The sequence below is a fragment of the Halomonas sp. AOP7-E1-9 genome (assembly GCF_052376035.1).
In the GTDB taxonomy this organism is placed as follows: Bacteria; Pseudomonadota; Gammaproteobacteria; order Pseudomonadales; family Halomonadaceae; genus Vreelandella; species Vreelandella citrativorans.
In genome coordinates this window covers 1-16,159 of record NZ_JBQSVC010000030.1, presented here as the reverse complement: position 1 = coordinate 16,159, position 16,159 = coordinate 1, and the positions used below count along the sequence as shown (strand labels likewise).

Annotated in this window: 14 protein-coding genes and 1 pseudogene; 8 read left to right on the top strand and 7 right to left on the bottom strand. The window is 52.0% G+C overall.

The genetic code is table 11. The features are described 5' to 3' along the window. From ACT3R4_RS14650 to sthA, 7 genes are all read left to right on the top strand, one after another. Positions 1-1,224 (top strand): NADH:ubiquinone reductase (Na(+)-transporting) subunit B, encoded by a 1,224-nt coding sequence (locus ACT3R4_RS14650; RefSeq protein ID WP_193053120.1) that lies wholly within the window; start codon positions 1-3, stop codon positions 1,222-1,224. Next, a complete protein-coding gene (locus ACT3R4_RS14645; protein WP_441679454.1) occupies positions 1,224-2,045 on the top strand; it encodes a Na(+)-translocating NADH-quinone reductase subunit C in 822 nt (273 codons plus the stop codon). The genes ACT3R4_RS14650 and ACT3R4_RS14645 overlap by 1 nt, the downstream gene beginning before the upstream one ends. A gap of 2 nt (positions 2,046-2,047) precedes the next feature. Next, entirely contained in the window at positions 2,048-2,716 is a 669-nt protein-coding gene (locus tag ACT3R4_RS14640; protein WP_087107502.1) for an NADH:ubiquinone reductase (Na(+)-transporting) subunit D, read from the top strand. A gap of 1 nt (position 2,717) precedes the next feature. Next, positions 2,718-3,335: an NADH:ubiquinone reductase (Na(+)-transporting) subunit E gene (gene nqrE / locus ACT3R4_RS14635; protein ID WP_087107500.1), complete on the top strand. Its 618-nt coding sequence runs from the start codon at positions 2,718-2,720 to the stop codon at positions 3,333-3,335. A gap of 71 nt (positions 3,336-3,406) precedes the next feature. Then, on the top strand, positions 3,407-4,639 hold the full coding sequence (nqrF, locus tag ACT3R4_RS14630; RefSeq protein WP_193053118.1) for an NADH:ubiquinone reductase (Na(+)-transporting) subunit F: 1,233 nt from the start codon (positions 3,407-3,409) through the stop codon (positions 4,637-4,639). A 267-nt stretch (positions 4,640-4,906) separates the two neighbouring features. Then, positions 4,907-5,161, top strand: coding sequence for a (Na+)-NQR maturation NqrM (gene nqrM, locus ACT3R4_RS14625; RefSeq protein ID WP_087107496.1), 255 nt, complete (start codon positions 4,907-4,909; stop codon positions 5,159-5,161). 96 nt (positions 5,162-5,257) lie between these two features. Then, positions 5,258-6,649, top strand: coding sequence for a Si-specific NAD(P)(+) transhydrogenase (gene sthA, locus ACT3R4_RS14620; RefSeq protein WP_172118387.1), 1,392 nt, complete (start codon positions 5,258-5,260; stop codon positions 6,647-6,649). A gap of 90 nt (positions 6,650-6,739) precedes the next feature. On the opposite strand, the pseudogene ACT3R4_RS14615 reads toward sthA, so the two are convergent. The 5 genes and pseudogenes from ACT3R4_RS14615 to leuS all read right to left on the bottom strand — a co-directional run bounded on the left by ACT3R4_RS14615 (position 6,740) and on the right by leuS (position 12,330). After that, positions 6,740-7,671 (bottom strand): annotated as a pseudogene (locus ACT3R4_RS14615) (PA2778 family cysteine peptidase). Positions 7,672-7,681: 10 nt separating this feature from the next. Beyond that, positions 7,682-8,086 (bottom strand): PA2779 family protein, encoded by a 405-nt coding sequence (locus ACT3R4_RS14610; protein ID WP_441679452.1) that lies wholly within the window; start codon positions 8,084-8,086, stop codon positions 7,682-7,684. 103 nt (positions 8,087-8,189) lie between these two features. Continuing rightward, entirely contained in the window at positions 8,190-9,257 is a 1,068-nt protein-coding gene (gene holA, locus ACT3R4_RS14605) for a DNA polymerase III subunit delta (protein WP_172118388.1), read from the bottom strand. Then, positions 9,254-9,748 (bottom strand): LPS-assembly lipoprotein LptE, encoded by a 495-nt coding sequence (locus ACT3R4_RS14600; RefSeq protein WP_441679450.1) that lies wholly within the window; start codon positions 9,746-9,748, stop codon positions 9,254-9,256. The genes holA and ACT3R4_RS14600 overlap by 4 nt, the downstream gene beginning before the upstream one ends. Continuing rightward, on the bottom strand, positions 9,745-12,330 hold the full coding sequence (gene leuS / locus ACT3R4_RS14595) for a leucine--tRNA ligase (RefSeq protein ID WP_441679448.1): 2,586 nt from the start codon (positions 12,328-12,330) through the stop codon (positions 9,745-9,747). The genes ACT3R4_RS14600 and leuS overlap by 4 nt, the downstream gene beginning before the upstream one ends. Before the next feature lie 160 nt (positions 12,331-12,490). On the opposite strand from leuS, the gene ACT3R4_RS14590 reads away from it, so the two are divergent. Beyond that, complete coding sequence (locus ACT3R4_RS14590) at positions 12,491-13,012, top strand: zinc ribbon-containing protein (protein ID WP_172118391.1); 522 nt, start codon at positions 12,491-12,493, stop codon at positions 13,010-13,012. 119 nt (positions 13,013-13,131) lie between these two features. Here ACT3R4_RS14590 and ACT3R4_RS14585 read toward each other — a convergent pair whose 3' ends face one another. Beyond that, positions 13,132-14,448 carry a hypothetical protein gene (locus tag ACT3R4_RS14585; RefSeq protein ID WP_441679447.1) on the bottom strand — a complete coding sequence of 439 codons (1,317 nt, stop codon included), beginning with the start codon at positions 14,446-14,448 and terminating at the stop codon, positions 13,132-13,134. Positions 14,449-14,596: 148 nt separating this feature from the next. Continuing rightward, the gene (locus ACT3R4_RS14580; protein WP_441679446.1) at positions 14,597-15,631 is read right to left on the bottom strand and encodes a PgaA family protein; all 1,035 of its coding nucleotides are present in this window, start codon (positions 15,629-15,631) and stop codon (positions 14,597-14,599) included. Between the last annotated feature and the right edge of the window lie 528 nt (positions 15,632-16,159).

Genomic DNA, 16,159 nt, shown 5'->3' with positions numbered 1-16,159 from the left:
ATGGGTATTCGACAAACACTCGATAATCTCGAGCCGCATTTCCATAAAGGCGGTAAGTACGAAAAGTTCTACCCGCTTTATGAAGCCGTAGATACGATTTTCTACTCACCCCCAAGCGTTGCCAAAACAACGTCGTTCGTGCGCGATGGTATCGACCTGAAGCGCATTATGATCACCGTTTGGCTGTGTACTTTCCCGGCAATGTTCTTTGGTATGTGGAACGCGGGTTGGCAAGCCAACGTGGCTATTGATGCAGGCTATGCCTCCATGGGTGGCTGGCGTGAAGCGATCCTGATGACCTTGGCTGGCGGGCATGATGCGGGTAGCTTGTGGTCCAACTTTGTTCTTGGTGCCACGTACTTCCTGCCTATCTACCTGGTCACTTTTGCCATTGGTGGTTTCTGGGAAGTACTGTTTGCCATCAAGCGTGGCCATGAAGTTAATGAAGGTTTCTTCGTTACTTCAGTGCTCTTTGCGCTGATTCTTCCGGCCACTATTCCGCTTTGGCAGGTAGCGCTGGGTATCACCTTTGGTGTCGTGATCGGTAAGGAAATTTTTGGCGGTACGGGCAAAAACTTCCTGAACCCGGCGCTTACTGGTCGTGCCTTCCTCTACTTCGCCTATCCTGCGCAAATTTCCGGCGACGCCATTTGGGTGCCCGCTGATGGTTATACGGGTGCAACGGTACTTTCGATGGCGTTCCAGGACGGCATGGGTGCAGTCACTAATGCGTTTAGCTGGTGGGATGCCTTCATTGGCTTTATTCCAGGCTCAGTAGGTGAGGTGTCGACGCTTGCGATCCTTGTCGGCGCATTGGTGCTGCTCTACACGCGTATTGCCTCGTGGCGAATAATGCTTGGCGTGTTCCTTGGAATGGTAGCCACCAGTACGTTGTTTAATCTGATTGGCTCCGATACCAACCCCATGTTTGCCATGCCGTGGTATTGGCACTTCGTGATAGGTGGGTTTGCATTCGGTATGGTCTTTATGGCTACTGACCCCGTCTCTGCTTCCATGACGACCCAGGGCCGTTTGATATTTGGTGCGCTCATTGGTGTACTGACGGTACTGATTCGCGTGGTTAACCCTGCCTTCCCCGAAGGCATCATGTTGGCAATTCTCTTTGCTAACCTGTTTGCACCATTGATTGACCACTTCTTCGTCCAGGCCAATATAAAACGCCGTATCAAGCGTACTGGCGTTCCGGCCGAGGAGACTGCCTAATGGCACAAGGTAATAACTCAATCAAGAAGATCCTGATTGTCGCGTTTTCATTGTGTATCGTGTGTTCGGTAATCGTTTCGACGGCCGCCGTGGCACTACGTCCTGCGCAGCAGCTCAATCAGGAATTAGATCGTAAAACCAACATCCTTAACGTGGCGCGTTTATACGAGCCGGGAATGGATGTAGAGGAAGCGTTCCGGACCCAAATTACGGCGCGTGTGGTTGAGCTTGAAACCGGTGAGTATACCGATGAGTTTGACCCTGAAACGTTTGATGGGTTTGAAGCATCACGTGATCCGGCAACCGGCCGCACGCTGTCCGGAGACCGCGATATCGCCGGGCTTTCTCGGGTTGAAAATTACGCGACTGTTTATTTGGTCGGTAATGCAGACGACCCAGACCAAATCGTATTGCCGATTCGTGGGCAAGGCCTGTGGGGCCGGATGATGGGCTTTTTGTCGATCGAAGGTGACGGTAATACTATCATCAGTATTACCTACTATGACCACAGTGAAACGCCGGGTCTGGGTGCTGAAGTGAACAACCCGCGTTGGCAAGCGCAGTGGGAAGGCAAAGAAATTTACGCTGAAGAAGGTTCTCTTTCGCCAGCCATCCACTTAACCAAAGGCGGCGCGAGTAACGAAAATGAAGTTGACGCGTTATCCGGTGCTACCCTCACCAGTAATGGTGTGACCAATATGCTGCAATTTTGGTTAAGCGAAGAAGGGTTTGGTCCGTACCTTGCGACATTCCGCAGTGGTGCTGATCCGGAAGATGCCGACAACACCGATACCGACTTCGAAGACGGTGAGGGGGCTTAATCATGGCGGACGTAAATGCAAAAAGCGTTTTAATAGCGCCTATTTTTCAGAACAACCCCATTGCACTTCAGATATTGGGGATCTGTTCTGCGCTGGCAGTAACGACCAGCATGAGCGTGTCGTTGGTAATGGCGTTAGCTGTTATTTTCGTAACATCGCTCTCAAGCTTTTTCGTATCATTGATTCGGAATCATATTCCTTCTTCGATCCGTATTATTGTGCAGATGACGATTATTGCTTCATTGGTAATCGTGGTTGACCAGATCCTCAAAGCCTATGCTTATGAAATGTCCAAGCAGCTGTCGGTATTTGTGGGTCTGATCATCACCAACTGCATTGTAATGGGTCGTGCGGAAGGCTTTGCCATGTCCAACACCCCCGGCATGTCTTTCCTAGACGGCATCGGGAATGGTTTGGGCTATGGGTTCGTGTTGCTGGTGGTTGGCTTCTTCCGTGAGCTGTTGGGTGCGGGTAGTGTGTTCGGTTTTACTATCCTGCCTACCGTTCAAGATGGTGGCTGGTATGTGCCTAACGGTCTGCTGCTGTTGCCTCCGTCCGCCTTCTTTATTATCGGCCTGATGATTTGGGTTATGCGCTCAATCGATCCAGGGCAGGTAGAAGAGACTGAGTTCAAGATGAAGGAAAACTCCAAGCCACAGGAGGCTGTGTAAAATGGAACACTATTTAAGCCTTTTCGTCGCTTCGGTTTTTGTTGAAAACCTGGCCTTGGCATTCTTTCTGGGGATGTGTACTTTTCTCGCGGTCTCCAAGAAGGTTTCCTCCGCGTTTGGCCTGGGCATTGCGGTTATTGTCGTCCTGACTATTTCAGTGCCTGTTAATAACCTGGTATTCAACCTTCTGCTTGCGCAAGGTGCACTTTCCTGGACCGGTATTAGCGGTGCTGAGAACATTGACCTCTCATTCCTTGGGTTATTGAGCTATATCGGCGTCATTGCAGCACTAGTGCAAATCCTTGAAATGTTCTTGGATAAGTACGTGCCTGCACTGTATAACGCGCTTGGCGTATTCCTGCCGCTTATTACTGTCAACTGTGCCATCCTGGGTGGCGTGCTGTTCATGGTTGAGCGTAACTACAACTTCGGTGAATCCCTCGTTTATGGTTTTGGATCCGGTGTTGGTTGGGCGTTGGCTATTACGGCCTTGGCAGGTATCCGTGAAAGGCTGAAATACAGCGATGTGCCTGGTGGCTTGCAAGGGCTGGGTATTACTTTCATCACCGTAGGTCTGATGTCGTTGGGCTTTATGTCCTTCTCGGGCATTCAGCTCTAAACGGAGCCGGTTTTTCTCGGCGGCGTTCTGCGCTGCCGGGTTACAGGAAACCTCAGCAATAGGAAACCGACATGGTTGATACATCTGTCATCTTGCTCGGTGTTGTCATGTTCACGATCATCGTTATTAGCTTAACGGCGATCATTCTGGCAGCGCGCAGCAAGCTTGTGAGTAGCGGGGACGTGACGATTGAAGTTAATCACGACCCTGAGCACACCTTGACGACTCAGGCCGGTGGTAAGCTTTTAAACACCTTGGCGGCAAATGGTATTTTCCTCTCCTCGGCATGTGGTGGCGGTGGTTCTTGCGCCCAATGTAAATGCCGTGTGGAAGAGGGTGGTGGTTCCATTCTGCCGACTGAAGAGTCGCATTTCACCATGCGTGAAAAGAAAGAGGGCTGGCGGCTCTCTTGCCAGGTGCCCGTTAAGCAAGACATGAAGATCGAAGTACCTGAGGAAGTGTTCGGCGTTAAAAAGTGGGAAACCGAAGTTATCGCTAACCCTAACGTCGCGACCTTCATCAAGGAGCTGAACCTAAAACTGCCTGAAGGCGAAGAAGTTGCCTTCCGCGCGGGTGGTTATGTTCAGCTGGTTGCACCGCCTTACGATATTAAATTCTCCGATTTTGATATCGAGGAAGAGTATCGCGGCGATTGGGACAAGTTTGGAATTTTCAAGGTTGCCCATAAGAGCAATGAGGAAGTGATTCGCGCCTACTCTATGGCGAACTACCCGGAAGAGAAGGGTATCCTCAAGTTCAACATTCGTATTGCTACACCGCCCCCAGGCAGCAGTCATCCGCCGGGCCTAATGTCTACCTACGTCTTCAACTTGAAACCTGGTGACAAGGTGACCGTAATGGGTCCGTTTGGTGAGTTCTTCGCCAAGGATACCGACGCCGAAATGATCTTTATCGGTGGTGGTGCGGGTATGGCGCCGATGCGTAGCCATATCTTCGATCAGCTTAAGCGTCTTAAGTCTAAGCGTAAAATGTCTTTCTGGTACGGTGCACGCTCTTGGCGTGAAACCTTCTACAACGAAGAGTACGATCAGTTGGCAGAAGAGTTCCCGAATTTTGAATGGCATCTGGCGCTTTCTGATCCGCAGCCTGAAGATAATTGGGAAGGGCCGACGGGCTTTATCCATAATGTACTGTATGAAAACTATCTGAAGGACCATCCGGCGCCTGAAGATTGTGAATACTACATGTGTGGGCCGCCCATGATGAATGCTTCCGTGATTAAGCTGCTGCTTGATCTGGGGGTTGAGCCTGAAAATATCATGCTGGATGACTTCGGCGGGTAAGCGCTCTGGTAATCGAAAGTAGCCTTCGGGCACATTTGGGGCTGGCCGTAAGGTTGGCCCCATTTATTTTGAATAGACTCAAGCCTACGCTACCTTCGCTAATAGGTGCTGAGCGGTGAATAAGTGCTTGGCAGTTATCAGTACGTGGCAGCTAATAAGTATGTGTCAGCTAAGGTACAATTAAGGTATAGCGAGTATCTGGAAGGCACTAATTGCCTAAGCTGTTGTCGGTAGGTGGTGCATCCATAGCAATGCGGGGAGGTTAACATGGCGATTTGGCTACTGGTATTTGGCTTTATGGCGTTGATAATGTGCGCAATGGCGGTTGGCGTTTTAATGGGTCGTAAGCCTATCGCAGGTTCATGTGGCGGTTTAAACCAGATTGGTATGAAAGACGGCTGCGATATTTGTGGCGGTAAAGATGACGTATGCGAAGAGGAGAACCGCAAGCGAGGAAATGTGCGTCGCCGCAGTGATGAAAGCCGCGGAGCGGACTTGGGCTACGACGCTACACGGCGCTAGCACAATCCGTAACCGTATCGGAAAGAGAAAGAGTGCAGGGCGCAGCCGAGAGATCAGCTGCGCCTTATTATTGGGGAACGAGGAGACGCAGAGAGTATGGCGGTTCACAATTACGATGTCGTGGTTATTGGTACAGGCCCTGCAGGTGAAAGCGCGGCTATTAACGCCGCCAAGCACGGTAAGCGTGTAGCGATTATCGAAAAGCAGGCACAGGTAGGCGGTAACTGTACCCATTGGGGCACTATTCCCTCAAAAGCGTTGCGCCACCAGGTTAAGCAAATCATGGCGTTTAACACCAACCGAATGTTTCGCGATATTGGTGAGCCGCGCTGGTTTTCTTTCCCTAAAGTGATGGAGCGTTCGCGCGGCACGATTGATAAACAGGTAGAAATGCGTACTACCTTTTATGCTCGTAACCGAATCGACTTGTTTCATGGTATTGCGCGCTTTAAAGATGCGCATACCGTGGTTGTGCGCGACCAGCATGAAGGAATGGAAGAGCTGGTCGCCAAAAAAATTGTGATTGCTACCGGCTCACGGCCCTATCGGCCCGCGGACATCAACTTCCGCCACCCACGTATCTACTGCTCTGACACCATTCTAAGCCTTTCTCATACACCGCGTACGTTAGTGATTTTTGGCGCTGGCGTTATCGGCTGTGAATATGCGTCAATTTTCTCAGGATTAGGCCTCAAGGTAGATCTCATCAACAACCGTGACAGCTTGCTTTCATTTCTTGATGATGAAATCAGTGATGCGCTCTCTTACCACCTGCGTAAACATGGCGTATTGATCCGTCATAACGAGGAATACGCGAGTGTAGAAGGTGATGAGTCTGGCGTTGTCGTGCATCTTAAGTCGGGCAAGAAGATCCGCGCTGATGCGTTCTTATGGGCCAATGGTCGCACGGGCAATACCGATAGCCTGGGGCTTGAGAATATTGGATTAGAAGCCAATGGGCGCGGCCAGCTCAGCGTTGATGAACACTACCGTACGACAATTCCGCATATTTATGCCGCCGGTGACGTGATCGGTTGGCCAAGCCTTGCCAGTGCCGCGTATGACCAGGGGCTAAACCTTTGCAACGAGCTGCTCGATAAAGAGTATCGCTTCGTCAACGATGTACCCACCGGCATTTACACTATTCCCGAAATTAGTTCGTTTGGACCTAACGAGCGCGAGTTGACTGAAGCCAAAGTGCCCTATGAAGTCGGAAAAGCGTTCTTTAAAGATACCGCGCGTGCGCAAATAACCGGCGATGTCGTGGGTATGCTGAAGATTCTCTTCCATCAGGATACGTTGGAAATCCTGGGGATCCACTGTTTTGGTGACCAGGCCTCCGAGATTCTACATATCGGCCAGGCCATTATGCAGCAGCCGGGTGAAGCCAATACGCTTAAGTACTTTGTGAACACAACCTTTAACTATCCAACGATGGCAGAAGCGTACCGAGTGGCAGCACAAAATGGCTTGAACAGAGTGTTTTAACGCGTTTTGGGTAGTGTAAAGCGCAGGTGTAGTGTCATACATCGCTGTGTGAAAGGGGCCACCAGAAATTGCGTGGCCCCTTTTGCATACTTAATATTCATCCAGTAACTGCTGCGCGCGTGCCTGCCAACTGCCGTCTATTGATGCTGCCTGCATCAAGGCGTTGCGTGCTTCGTCGGGCTTATCCTGTTGCAGCAGCAAAATACCCAGGTTGAGCCAAGCGGCCCCCATGTGTGCATCGTGCTGGGTCGCTGCATCAAAGGCTGTCATCGCTTCCTTGGGCTGGCTGTCGGCGTACAGCGCGTTGCCCAGCGCAAACTGCGCCAGTGGGTCAGTTGGGTAGCGGTTAACCAGGGCTTGCCAACTGCTTAGAGCTTCTTTGGGGCCGTGCGCTTCTTCGTAAGCGCTAATAGCCTCCAGTGCATTACGGGGGCACTAATGCCTTCCGGCAGAGTGCCGGGGTTGGCCACAATAAATCCCCAGCGACCACTGCGCGCCCAGGTCGCATCAAAGCGGCTAAACGACAACATATGTCGCTCACGTTCACCACTGCGCAGGATGAGCGTTTCATCAGGCAAATCAAATCCGATAGCCACCGAGTAGTGCCACATGGGATAAATAGGCAGTGACAGGTTCTGCATCACCACGACTGGGTCGCCGTTAGCCAAATGATTTAACAGTGCATCCATGGTACCGCGAATGGGGTAGGCAAGCTGTTGGTGGCGGCGAACGGTGGACAGCATTTCAGGTTGAACGCTACCGTCACGCCCTGGCAAGAATACTTGCGGAATCAGCTGGTCAACGCCCACCTCAACGCCTTGGTAGTTCAACACCATGGCAAGCGTTGCCGGGCCACACTGGTACTCGCTTTGGGCAAAAAACGGCACGGCACGATTTTCTACCTGAGGGGTCAAGGCTTCGTAGGTGCTGTCGAGTAAAATGGGGCTGCGGGCACAGGCAGAAAGCAGTAGGGCGAGCATAAAAACGCCCGCAAAGCGGGCGTAGGGTAGCAATGTTTTCATAGTGACTGGCTTAGCGGGTAAACGGATAAACGTCGGTTAAACCGAGAATATCAGTAATCAGCAAAATGATGAAAACGGCAAACAGGGCACCGATAACACCGCCGCCTGCACCGGCAGTCAACTGATCAAGCTGCTGAGCCATTTGCTGTGCTTCGGCATCGCTCAGAGCGGCAACGCGGGCGTCTACCTCATCAAGATCCACACCCTGCTTTAGCAGTTGGTCCTGTACATCGGCACGGGCCAGAATTTCGTTTATCCGCTCACGGTCAGCGCCGACACGATCACCTGCTAAAACAGACTGAGTTGAAACTAAATCCATGGATTGGGGGGCGGCAGGCGCAGCAGCGACGGGCAGGCTGGTGATCACTAGCGCCGCGATCAAGAGGGTAGAGAGGTAAGCGCGCAATGTTTTCATCGTCTTCTTCCTTAGAGACTGGTCAGGGGTATCGAGCATTGTGCTGCTCTAATCACTAGTATAGGAATAAAGAGGACAGGCTTTAAGTCTATTGTCCAATATGCTAATTATTTGCACTAATGCGATAGGTCCAGGCTGTTTCAGCAAGAATACCTTTTCCGCCTGCCATGGTCATCGCCAAGTCATGAAGGCCTGGCCATAAGGGCACGTTAGCGGCCCCTTTAACGGCTAAGTCCAGCCGTTGGGCCATCAAAAGCAGCTTGTGCAAACGCTTCATGGGAAGACGCTTTATGGCCTTTTGATAAGCGGGGCGGCGCTTGTCAAAAATCATTGGCTTTTGGGTTTTGCAGGCGTGCTCAAAACTTTGCCCTTGATCCAGGTGCTGATGCAAAGAGAGTAGCGTGCGCAACTCGCGGCTTAATGCCCATAGCACAATGGGCGCTTCGACCCCTTCGCTGCGCAGCCCCTGCACTATGCGTGAGGCGCGGCTAACCTCACCTTTCAAGCAGGCATCTGCCAGGTTGAACACATCAAAGCGCGAGCTATCCTCTACGCCCTGGGCGATGCTCTCAACGTTTAAGCGGGTACCTTGCGGATGAATCAGCGAGAGTTTTTGAAGCTCCTGATCAGCGGCCAGCAGGTTCCCCTCAGTGCGCTCACCCAGTAGGCGCGCAGCCTCAAGGTCAATCTGCAAGCCATGCATTGATGCTCGATCACGTAACCAGTAGCCCAGGCGAGCATTATCTACGGGCCATACGGGGACAAACAGGCCGTGCTTATCAAGGGCTTTAAACCAGGCACTTTTCTGCTGTTTGCCATCCAGCTTACCCATGCTGAGTAGCAGTAGGTCGTCGCTGTTTGCGATGGTTTCAGCGTACTGCGCTAGTGCTTTGCTGCCTTCCTGGCCCAGTTTGTGGGTGCCCAAGCGAACTTCCATCAACTTGCTGGTTGCAAATAATGAAAGGTTGCTGGCGGCCTCAAGTAAGCGGCCCCAGGCAAAGTTGGCATCTACGTCCAGTACTTCGCGCTCTTCAATACCGGCTTGGCGTGCGGCGGCACGTACTGCATCACAGGCATCGCGGTGCTGGAGCGGCTCATCGCCCGCTACGATGACGACCTTAGGCAGCGCTTTACTTAAGGCACCCGGCAATTGGTCGGCAAAAACCTTCACTCAACACCCTTAATGTTAACCAGGCGTTCCACAATACGTTGTGCTAGCTCCCGGGCAAGCGATCGCTCTGCTTCATTGAACAAGGTTTCACGATTGAGCAAATCATCATCGTTAACACGTATGGTTCTGCTGACAGATACGTTACTGCCGTTAAGCGCATAGGCATTGGTCTGGCGCTGTTGCACCGAGAGCGTTGTGCTTAGCACCAGCTCGTGTTCACGGCTGGCGCGACTATCGCTACCAATACGTCGCTCCAGTAAGGAAGGGGTGCCTAACGTGACGCGCCAGGGCGCGTCAGGTCTAATCTCGGTTCCTAACTGTGTCAGGCGTGCACGTAGTTGCTGGGCCGTGGTGCTATTAATGTCTCCTTCCAGCGTCAGTGCGGGCAGGCTGGGCATAGCGCTATGGCCGCGCAGATGAAAGCCACAACCGCTGAGTAGCACCGCCGCTGAAGCGGCGATGCTGGTTGTCAAAAATGTGCGTCGATTCATCCGCTTACCACAATGTTTACCAGCTTGCCTGGCACGACGATCACTTTACGGACCGTTTTGTCTTCCAGGTGGCGCTGGACGTTTTCGTTTTCCATCGCCAGTTTCTCGATGGCTGCTTTATCTGCACTAGCCGGTGCTTCCAGGCGTGCACGCAACTTACCGTTTACTTGCACGACAAGTTCAATGCTATCGCGAGTAAGCGCTGCTTCATCAAGCACTGGCCACTGCACTTCAATAGCGGGTTCTGAATGCCCTAGGTTCTGCCACAACTGATGGCACACGTGCGGAGTGATTGGAGAAAGCAGCAAGATACATGCTTCCAGCGTTTCACGGCTTACCGCTAAACCAAGCTCAGAGGTGTCATCAAACTTGCCAAGTGCGTTGGAAAGCTCCATGACTGCCGCGATAGCGGTATTAAAGGTGGTGCGGCGGCCAATATCGTCGCTGGCTTTCTTGATGGTTTCATGCGTTTTTCGACGCAGTGCTTTTTGGTCATCATTAAGCGCATCAACCTTCAGCTCACCTGGTGTGCCGGCTTCAAGATGCTCGCTCACTTGGCGCCAAATGCGCTTGATGAAGCGGTGCGCACCTTCAACACCAGAGTCAGACCATTCCAGCGACTGCTCGGGCGGGGCCGCAAACATCATGAACAAGCGGACAGTATCAGCACCGAACTTGTCGATCATCGACTGCGGATCAACGCCGTTATTTTTCGATTTGGACATTTTTTCGATGCCGCCCATCTCAACCGGCTGACCATCACTTATCAGGATAGCGCTTAGCGGACGGCCTTTCTCATCACGCTGAACGTCGACATCGTCCGGGTTGAACCACTGTTTGCCGCCGTTATCGGTATGGCGATAGTAGGTTTCCGCGATGACCATGCCTTGGGTAAGCAACTGCTGGAAGGGCTCATCAGAATCCAACAGGCCAAAGTCGCGCATCAGCTTATGGAAGAAACGTGCGTATAGCAGGTGCAAAATGGCGTGCTCGATACCGCCGATATAAAGATCGACCGGTAACCAGTAGTTGGCGCGATCATCCAGCATGGCGTCATGGTTATCGGCGCAGCAGAAGCGCGCAAAGTACCAGGAGGACTCCATAAAGGTGTCAAACGTATCGGTTTCGCGTACCCAGCCATCGCCCAGGTCGGAAAACTCAGGCATTTTCTTGAGCGGTGAGCCGGAGGCGTCAACCGTCACTTCCATGGGCAGTGATACCGGGAGCTCTTCATCGGTCAGCGGAACGGTCTGGCCTTCCGGGCCGTATTTAACCGGAATCGGCGCCCCCCAATACCGCTGGCGGGCAACACCCCAATCGCGCAGGCGATAGTTGGTTTTAACCTCGCCACGGCCCATTTCGGCAAGTTTTGCGGCAATCGCGTCAAAGGCCTGCTCAAACTCCAAGCCATCGAACTCACCGGAGTTGATCAGCGCACCATGCTCAATATACGCGGCTTCGGAAAGGTCGGGCGTATTGCCGTTTTCATCGGCAATAACAGGTTTAATATCGACACCGTACTTGGTGGCGAACTCCCAGTCGCGCTGGTCGTGGGCAGGTACTGCCATGACAGCGCCGGTGCCGAACTCCATAAGTACAAAGTTGGCCACAAACACCGGAACTTTAGCGCCGCTAAGCGGGTGAATGGCGACATGACCGGTGGCCATGCCGAGTTTCTCTTTAGTGGCCATTTCAGCTTCTGAGGTACCGCCTTTGGCGCACTCTTCACAGAAGGCTGCCAGCTCTGTATTTTGTTCTGCCGCCTGTTTGGCAAGCGGGTGGCCAGCGGCTACCGCGACGTAGGTAACCCCTGACAGCGTATCCGGGCGAGTGGTGTAAACGGCTAGTGGTTCAGCCGCGCTACCGTCTGCTGCTTCGATATCAAACGTCAGCTCAACACCACGCGATTTACCAATCCAGTTGCGCTGCATGGTTTTGACCTGCTCAGGCCATTCTACTTTGTCCAGGTCGGTCAAAAGCTCATCGGCGTAGTCGGTGATCTTCAAGAACCACAGCGGAATTTCCTTACGCTCAACCAGCGCACCTGAGCGCCAGCCGCGGCCGTCAATGACCTGCTCATTGGCCAGTACGGTCTGGTCAACCGGGTCCCAGTTCACTGTGGACATCTTCTTGTAAACCAGGCCTTTCTCGACCAATTTGGTAAAGAACCACTGCTCCCAGCGATAGTAGCTGGTATCGCAGGTGGCGAATTCGCGGCTCCAGTCGTAGGCAAAGCCTAGCGCCTTCAACTGGTTGCGCATGTAATCAATGTTTTGGTACGTCCATTCCGCAGGCGGCACCTGGTTTTGGATCGCTGCGTTTTCCGCAGGCATGCCAAACGCGTCCCAGCCCATGGGCTGCATCACATTTTTACCTTGCATGCGCTGGAAACGTGAAACGACGTCACCGATAGTATAGTTACGCACATGGCCCATATGCAGCTTGCCGCTGGGGTAGGGGAACATGGATAGGCAGTAAAACTTCTCGCGGTTCGCGTCTTCTACTGCTTTGAAGCACTGATGTTTGTCCCAGTACTGCTGGGCGTCACGTTCAATTTCACGAGGGCTATAGTGTGCGTCCATCGGTTTTTTTAATGCCTTGGCGTATTCGCCCAATAGGGCGCAAAGTGAATGGTAGATGACGACTGTCAGATAAGTAGTGTCGATTGTATCCTATGAAGGGGTATCCTTGAACGGCAAGCTGATGATAGGAAACACCTGCGTCGACAAAAGGAGAGGCATCATGAGTGAACAACACAATGACCACCGCTTGCGCGAAGGCTATGAGCGCTTGCTGGAGCGCATGCAGCATGGCGCAAATGACTTAACCTGGGACAACCTGCAAAAGGATTTAGACGACGCAGTCGCTTTTGAAGCGGAGCTTGAAGAGTACACGAAAGATGAGCTGGCCCTGCTGCGAGCTTGGGTTGAGCGCGACTTAAAAGATATGCGCCACTACCTGGCAGATACCGGGATGCAGGTCGCTACCTGGTTGGGTGTCGATATCAGCGGGCTTTCACGTCGCGTTGCGGAGTCACTACTTTCCATCGCGGATCGAAGCATTGTAGAGCGTGAGCGCTTTGATGACGATCTTGAGGCGGCTCGGGCAGATTACTGCGAAGGTGAAATGGCAGCACCAGGTTTGATGGCCTGTGTCCACTGTGATGCTCAGGTAATGCTGCCCCATGTGGCGCGCCTTGAGCCTTGCCATCAATGTGGTCATCGCTACTTTTATCGGTTTCCCAGTAAGATTATCGAAACCTGAGCATCTCTCTAACCGCTAACAAACGGTGTGGGCAGCGAGGGCGGGTCAGAGCAGGGGCTCGCCGGAGGGTGCTGCCCCTGTTGCGTTGGTAATTCCGTGTGATGCAGCAGGCGGGGGAGCTATGTCACCAGATAGCTCATCGCCGTGATTGAGGCTAGCGAAAGTAGACTCATCACCGCTGCATAAAGAAGATTGTTCTTCATCATGTGGTAACCGTTGATCCCGTAGCGGCCCTGAAGGCTTAGGTTAATCCCTGATAAAGGCCCGACGCTGGTGCCCACGGCCCATGAACATAAACAGACAAACGCAAACAGAGTGTGCTCTCCACCGTGCAAACTTACGATAGAGGCCAGCACCGATACCCCAATAATTGGGTGGAGCCCCACCAGCGCACTCAGCACAATGCTGAGAAAACTGATCATGCCTTGCTGCGCGCCAAAGGTTTCGAATAGCGTCCAATCATTGCCCGCTACGGCAGCCACAAGTGCTGAAAGCCCCAGCGTAAAAAGCCCCGCCGCTAAAAACAGTGAGACTTCTCCTCGCATGGCCGGGAGCCGTGTGGTGGTGTGTTGGCGAATACGCCACAACGTATAGCCGGTGCCTCCGCGCAGGTTATAGATCAAGGCAATGGCCGGGATCAAAAAGGTAATAATGCCAACGATTGAGAGCCTGGGCGTTAGCCAGAAATGAAACACCATGACCAACAAGGCCATGATCACGGGCATTAGCAGGCTACGCGGTGCCAGAGAAAAGCCATACACCTCACGTAAATCAAATCGACGGCCAAGTTCAAGCGTCGTTAGCAACCCGGAAATCATTGCTAATGGGAATCCAAAGAGTGCCACGTAGGAGTACTGCATCTGCGGTGCGAGTGCGATCACTATTCCCATGGAAGCAAAAAACGGTGACCACAGCGCGGCACTTGAAAGCCCTCGATTCAATGCCAGGTACTGTGGAATCGTTAAAGGAGCCGTTCGTGCCAATCGGTCACCGACCATAATAACGGTTGATATATTCAAAATCGTGCCCAGAAAATGCACGCCAAGCCAGGTACGTAATACGCCGCCACTGCCCGTTAAGCGTTTGCCTGGTGCTTTTTTTCGCCCTTGCTGTTTACCTACCAGGGAAATAAAGCTGACGCCTACCAGCATGGCCACTACAAAAGCATTGCCCTGCAGCATAGCGGGCCAATCTACGTGGTTATGGTAATAAAAACGCGCCACCAGCAGCATTAATATGCCCAAAACCATCAACACGCCGGCCTGAAAACGTGAGCGCTTGGGAATGTCCTTCCACAGCAATATCACGGCGAGCCACAACACATAGCTCACTGCGTGCGCCGTGTTTATCAGACCGGTAAACCCAAGAATCTGTGCGATCAACCCAAGCAGAATCAGCACACCCGCCAAGCGCTGCCGAAAAGTCGTTTCTTGCATGCTAAACCCTTAAAGTGAATTAGCAGGCTAATAGGGTTGGCACTGAAAGGCTAGTCGCAGCCGATATGCTATCAATAAATTGATGAGGTTTTTAATGAAAATAAGGTCAATGAACAGCGCTGATTTAGACGAAGCTGCAAGCGTTCATTCACTGGCATTTCCTCGCCAAACGCATTCGTATGAATGGTTGAAATGCAGCCTCAGTGCCCAGGCCATTCAAGGCGTACGCTTTGGCCCGGCTCACGTAACTTGGCAACGGGCCATGCTGATGTTGGAGCCTAACGGCGAGGACCTCCGCTTCGGAAAAGTGCCTTAGCTGGGCAAGTGCGACGACTTTGTCATATTCGGCAAGCTTGGCTAATTCCTGGGGGACCGCTGGCGAATCCAGTACCTGGTTTAGCTGGGCCAGGCCACTGCGCGTTCTGGGTGGCTGATCCGTCTGAATGCCCAAGCGTATATCAGTAACTGCTTCGTAGTAGATAAGCCAAAGGCGATCACTTTCAGAGAAAACCGTTGGGTTGTCCTGCATGATGTTACGGGCGGCGGAGCTGGCGCCTAAACCCACTGCCAAGCGGTAGAGTGCCTGTAACTCGCTGGTATTGGCGGGGTCTTGCTCTACCAGTGCTTGCCGAACCTGTAGCTCTTGAACGGCATTCATTGTTTTTGCGGCCAAATAGCCTTTGGCTTCCAGGCCGGCGGTCGTCGTGCCTGCCACTTGGCTATATTGCTGTAAGGCGATATCGGCCAAGGTATAATTAGCCGTGTCGGTGTGAACTAACGCTTGCCCAAGCCAACCTTCTGCATAGGTAGGGCTGCGATAGGTAAGCGATTGAAATAGCGAGAGCGCTTTAGGGTAATCACCTGCACTACGCGCTGCACTGCCCAGATTGGCAAGTTCAGAGTCGCTGTAATCCTGGGGTCGACACGCTGAGCAAACTGCCAGCGCTTCTTCATACCTTGTTGCACGTACCAGCAGGGCTATCAAATCCTCACGAACACGACTGTTTTGTGTTCGATAATAAAGGGATTGTAAGCCATCAATTGACGGCCCCGGTGCTCCCTGGCGTGCCTCTATAACCAGGGCTTCCCGCTGTGCGTTTATAGTGGTTTGCCCATACACCGTATCTACGCTTAAACAAGCGAATAAGCAAATGGGTAATAAGGCGCGAGGATGACCGTGCATAGTGTTATTCCTACACTGAGGCGTAGTAGCAAACGCTATTGCTAAGAAAAACGTGTATATTCAGTGTATAGGAGTATCTAATAGGTTGAACCAGGATAAAGGTTGATATTGAAGCCGGTAATAATAGGTCGTAATGCCGAACGTCTAAGTAGTATTGGTGAGTGTTGAAGTATTATTTTTTTTAATTACTTTCCTTCATGTAGGATTAAAGTGTTGAGTGTTTCTCGAATTACTTTCTAGAAAATTGAATTTAAAAGGTAAGGTTTAAGAGAGTAGTTAAAGGTAGAGGTTGAAGGTTTTGATGGTTATATGTTAGTGATGACGATTAATTGTAAGTTATATGCCTTGGTGTGAAGTATGTACTTTTAAGAAGCAGTAGGTAGGTAAGTTGGGCATAAAGTTGGTCGAACTCAGGATGAGTTGTAGTCGCAAGTGGCTAGACACATCATTGCGATAAATTGTCTGCTGAACTTAAAAGGATAACATATACCTGGTTATCCATGATGCGTCGTTTTCGTCGCCTCCAGC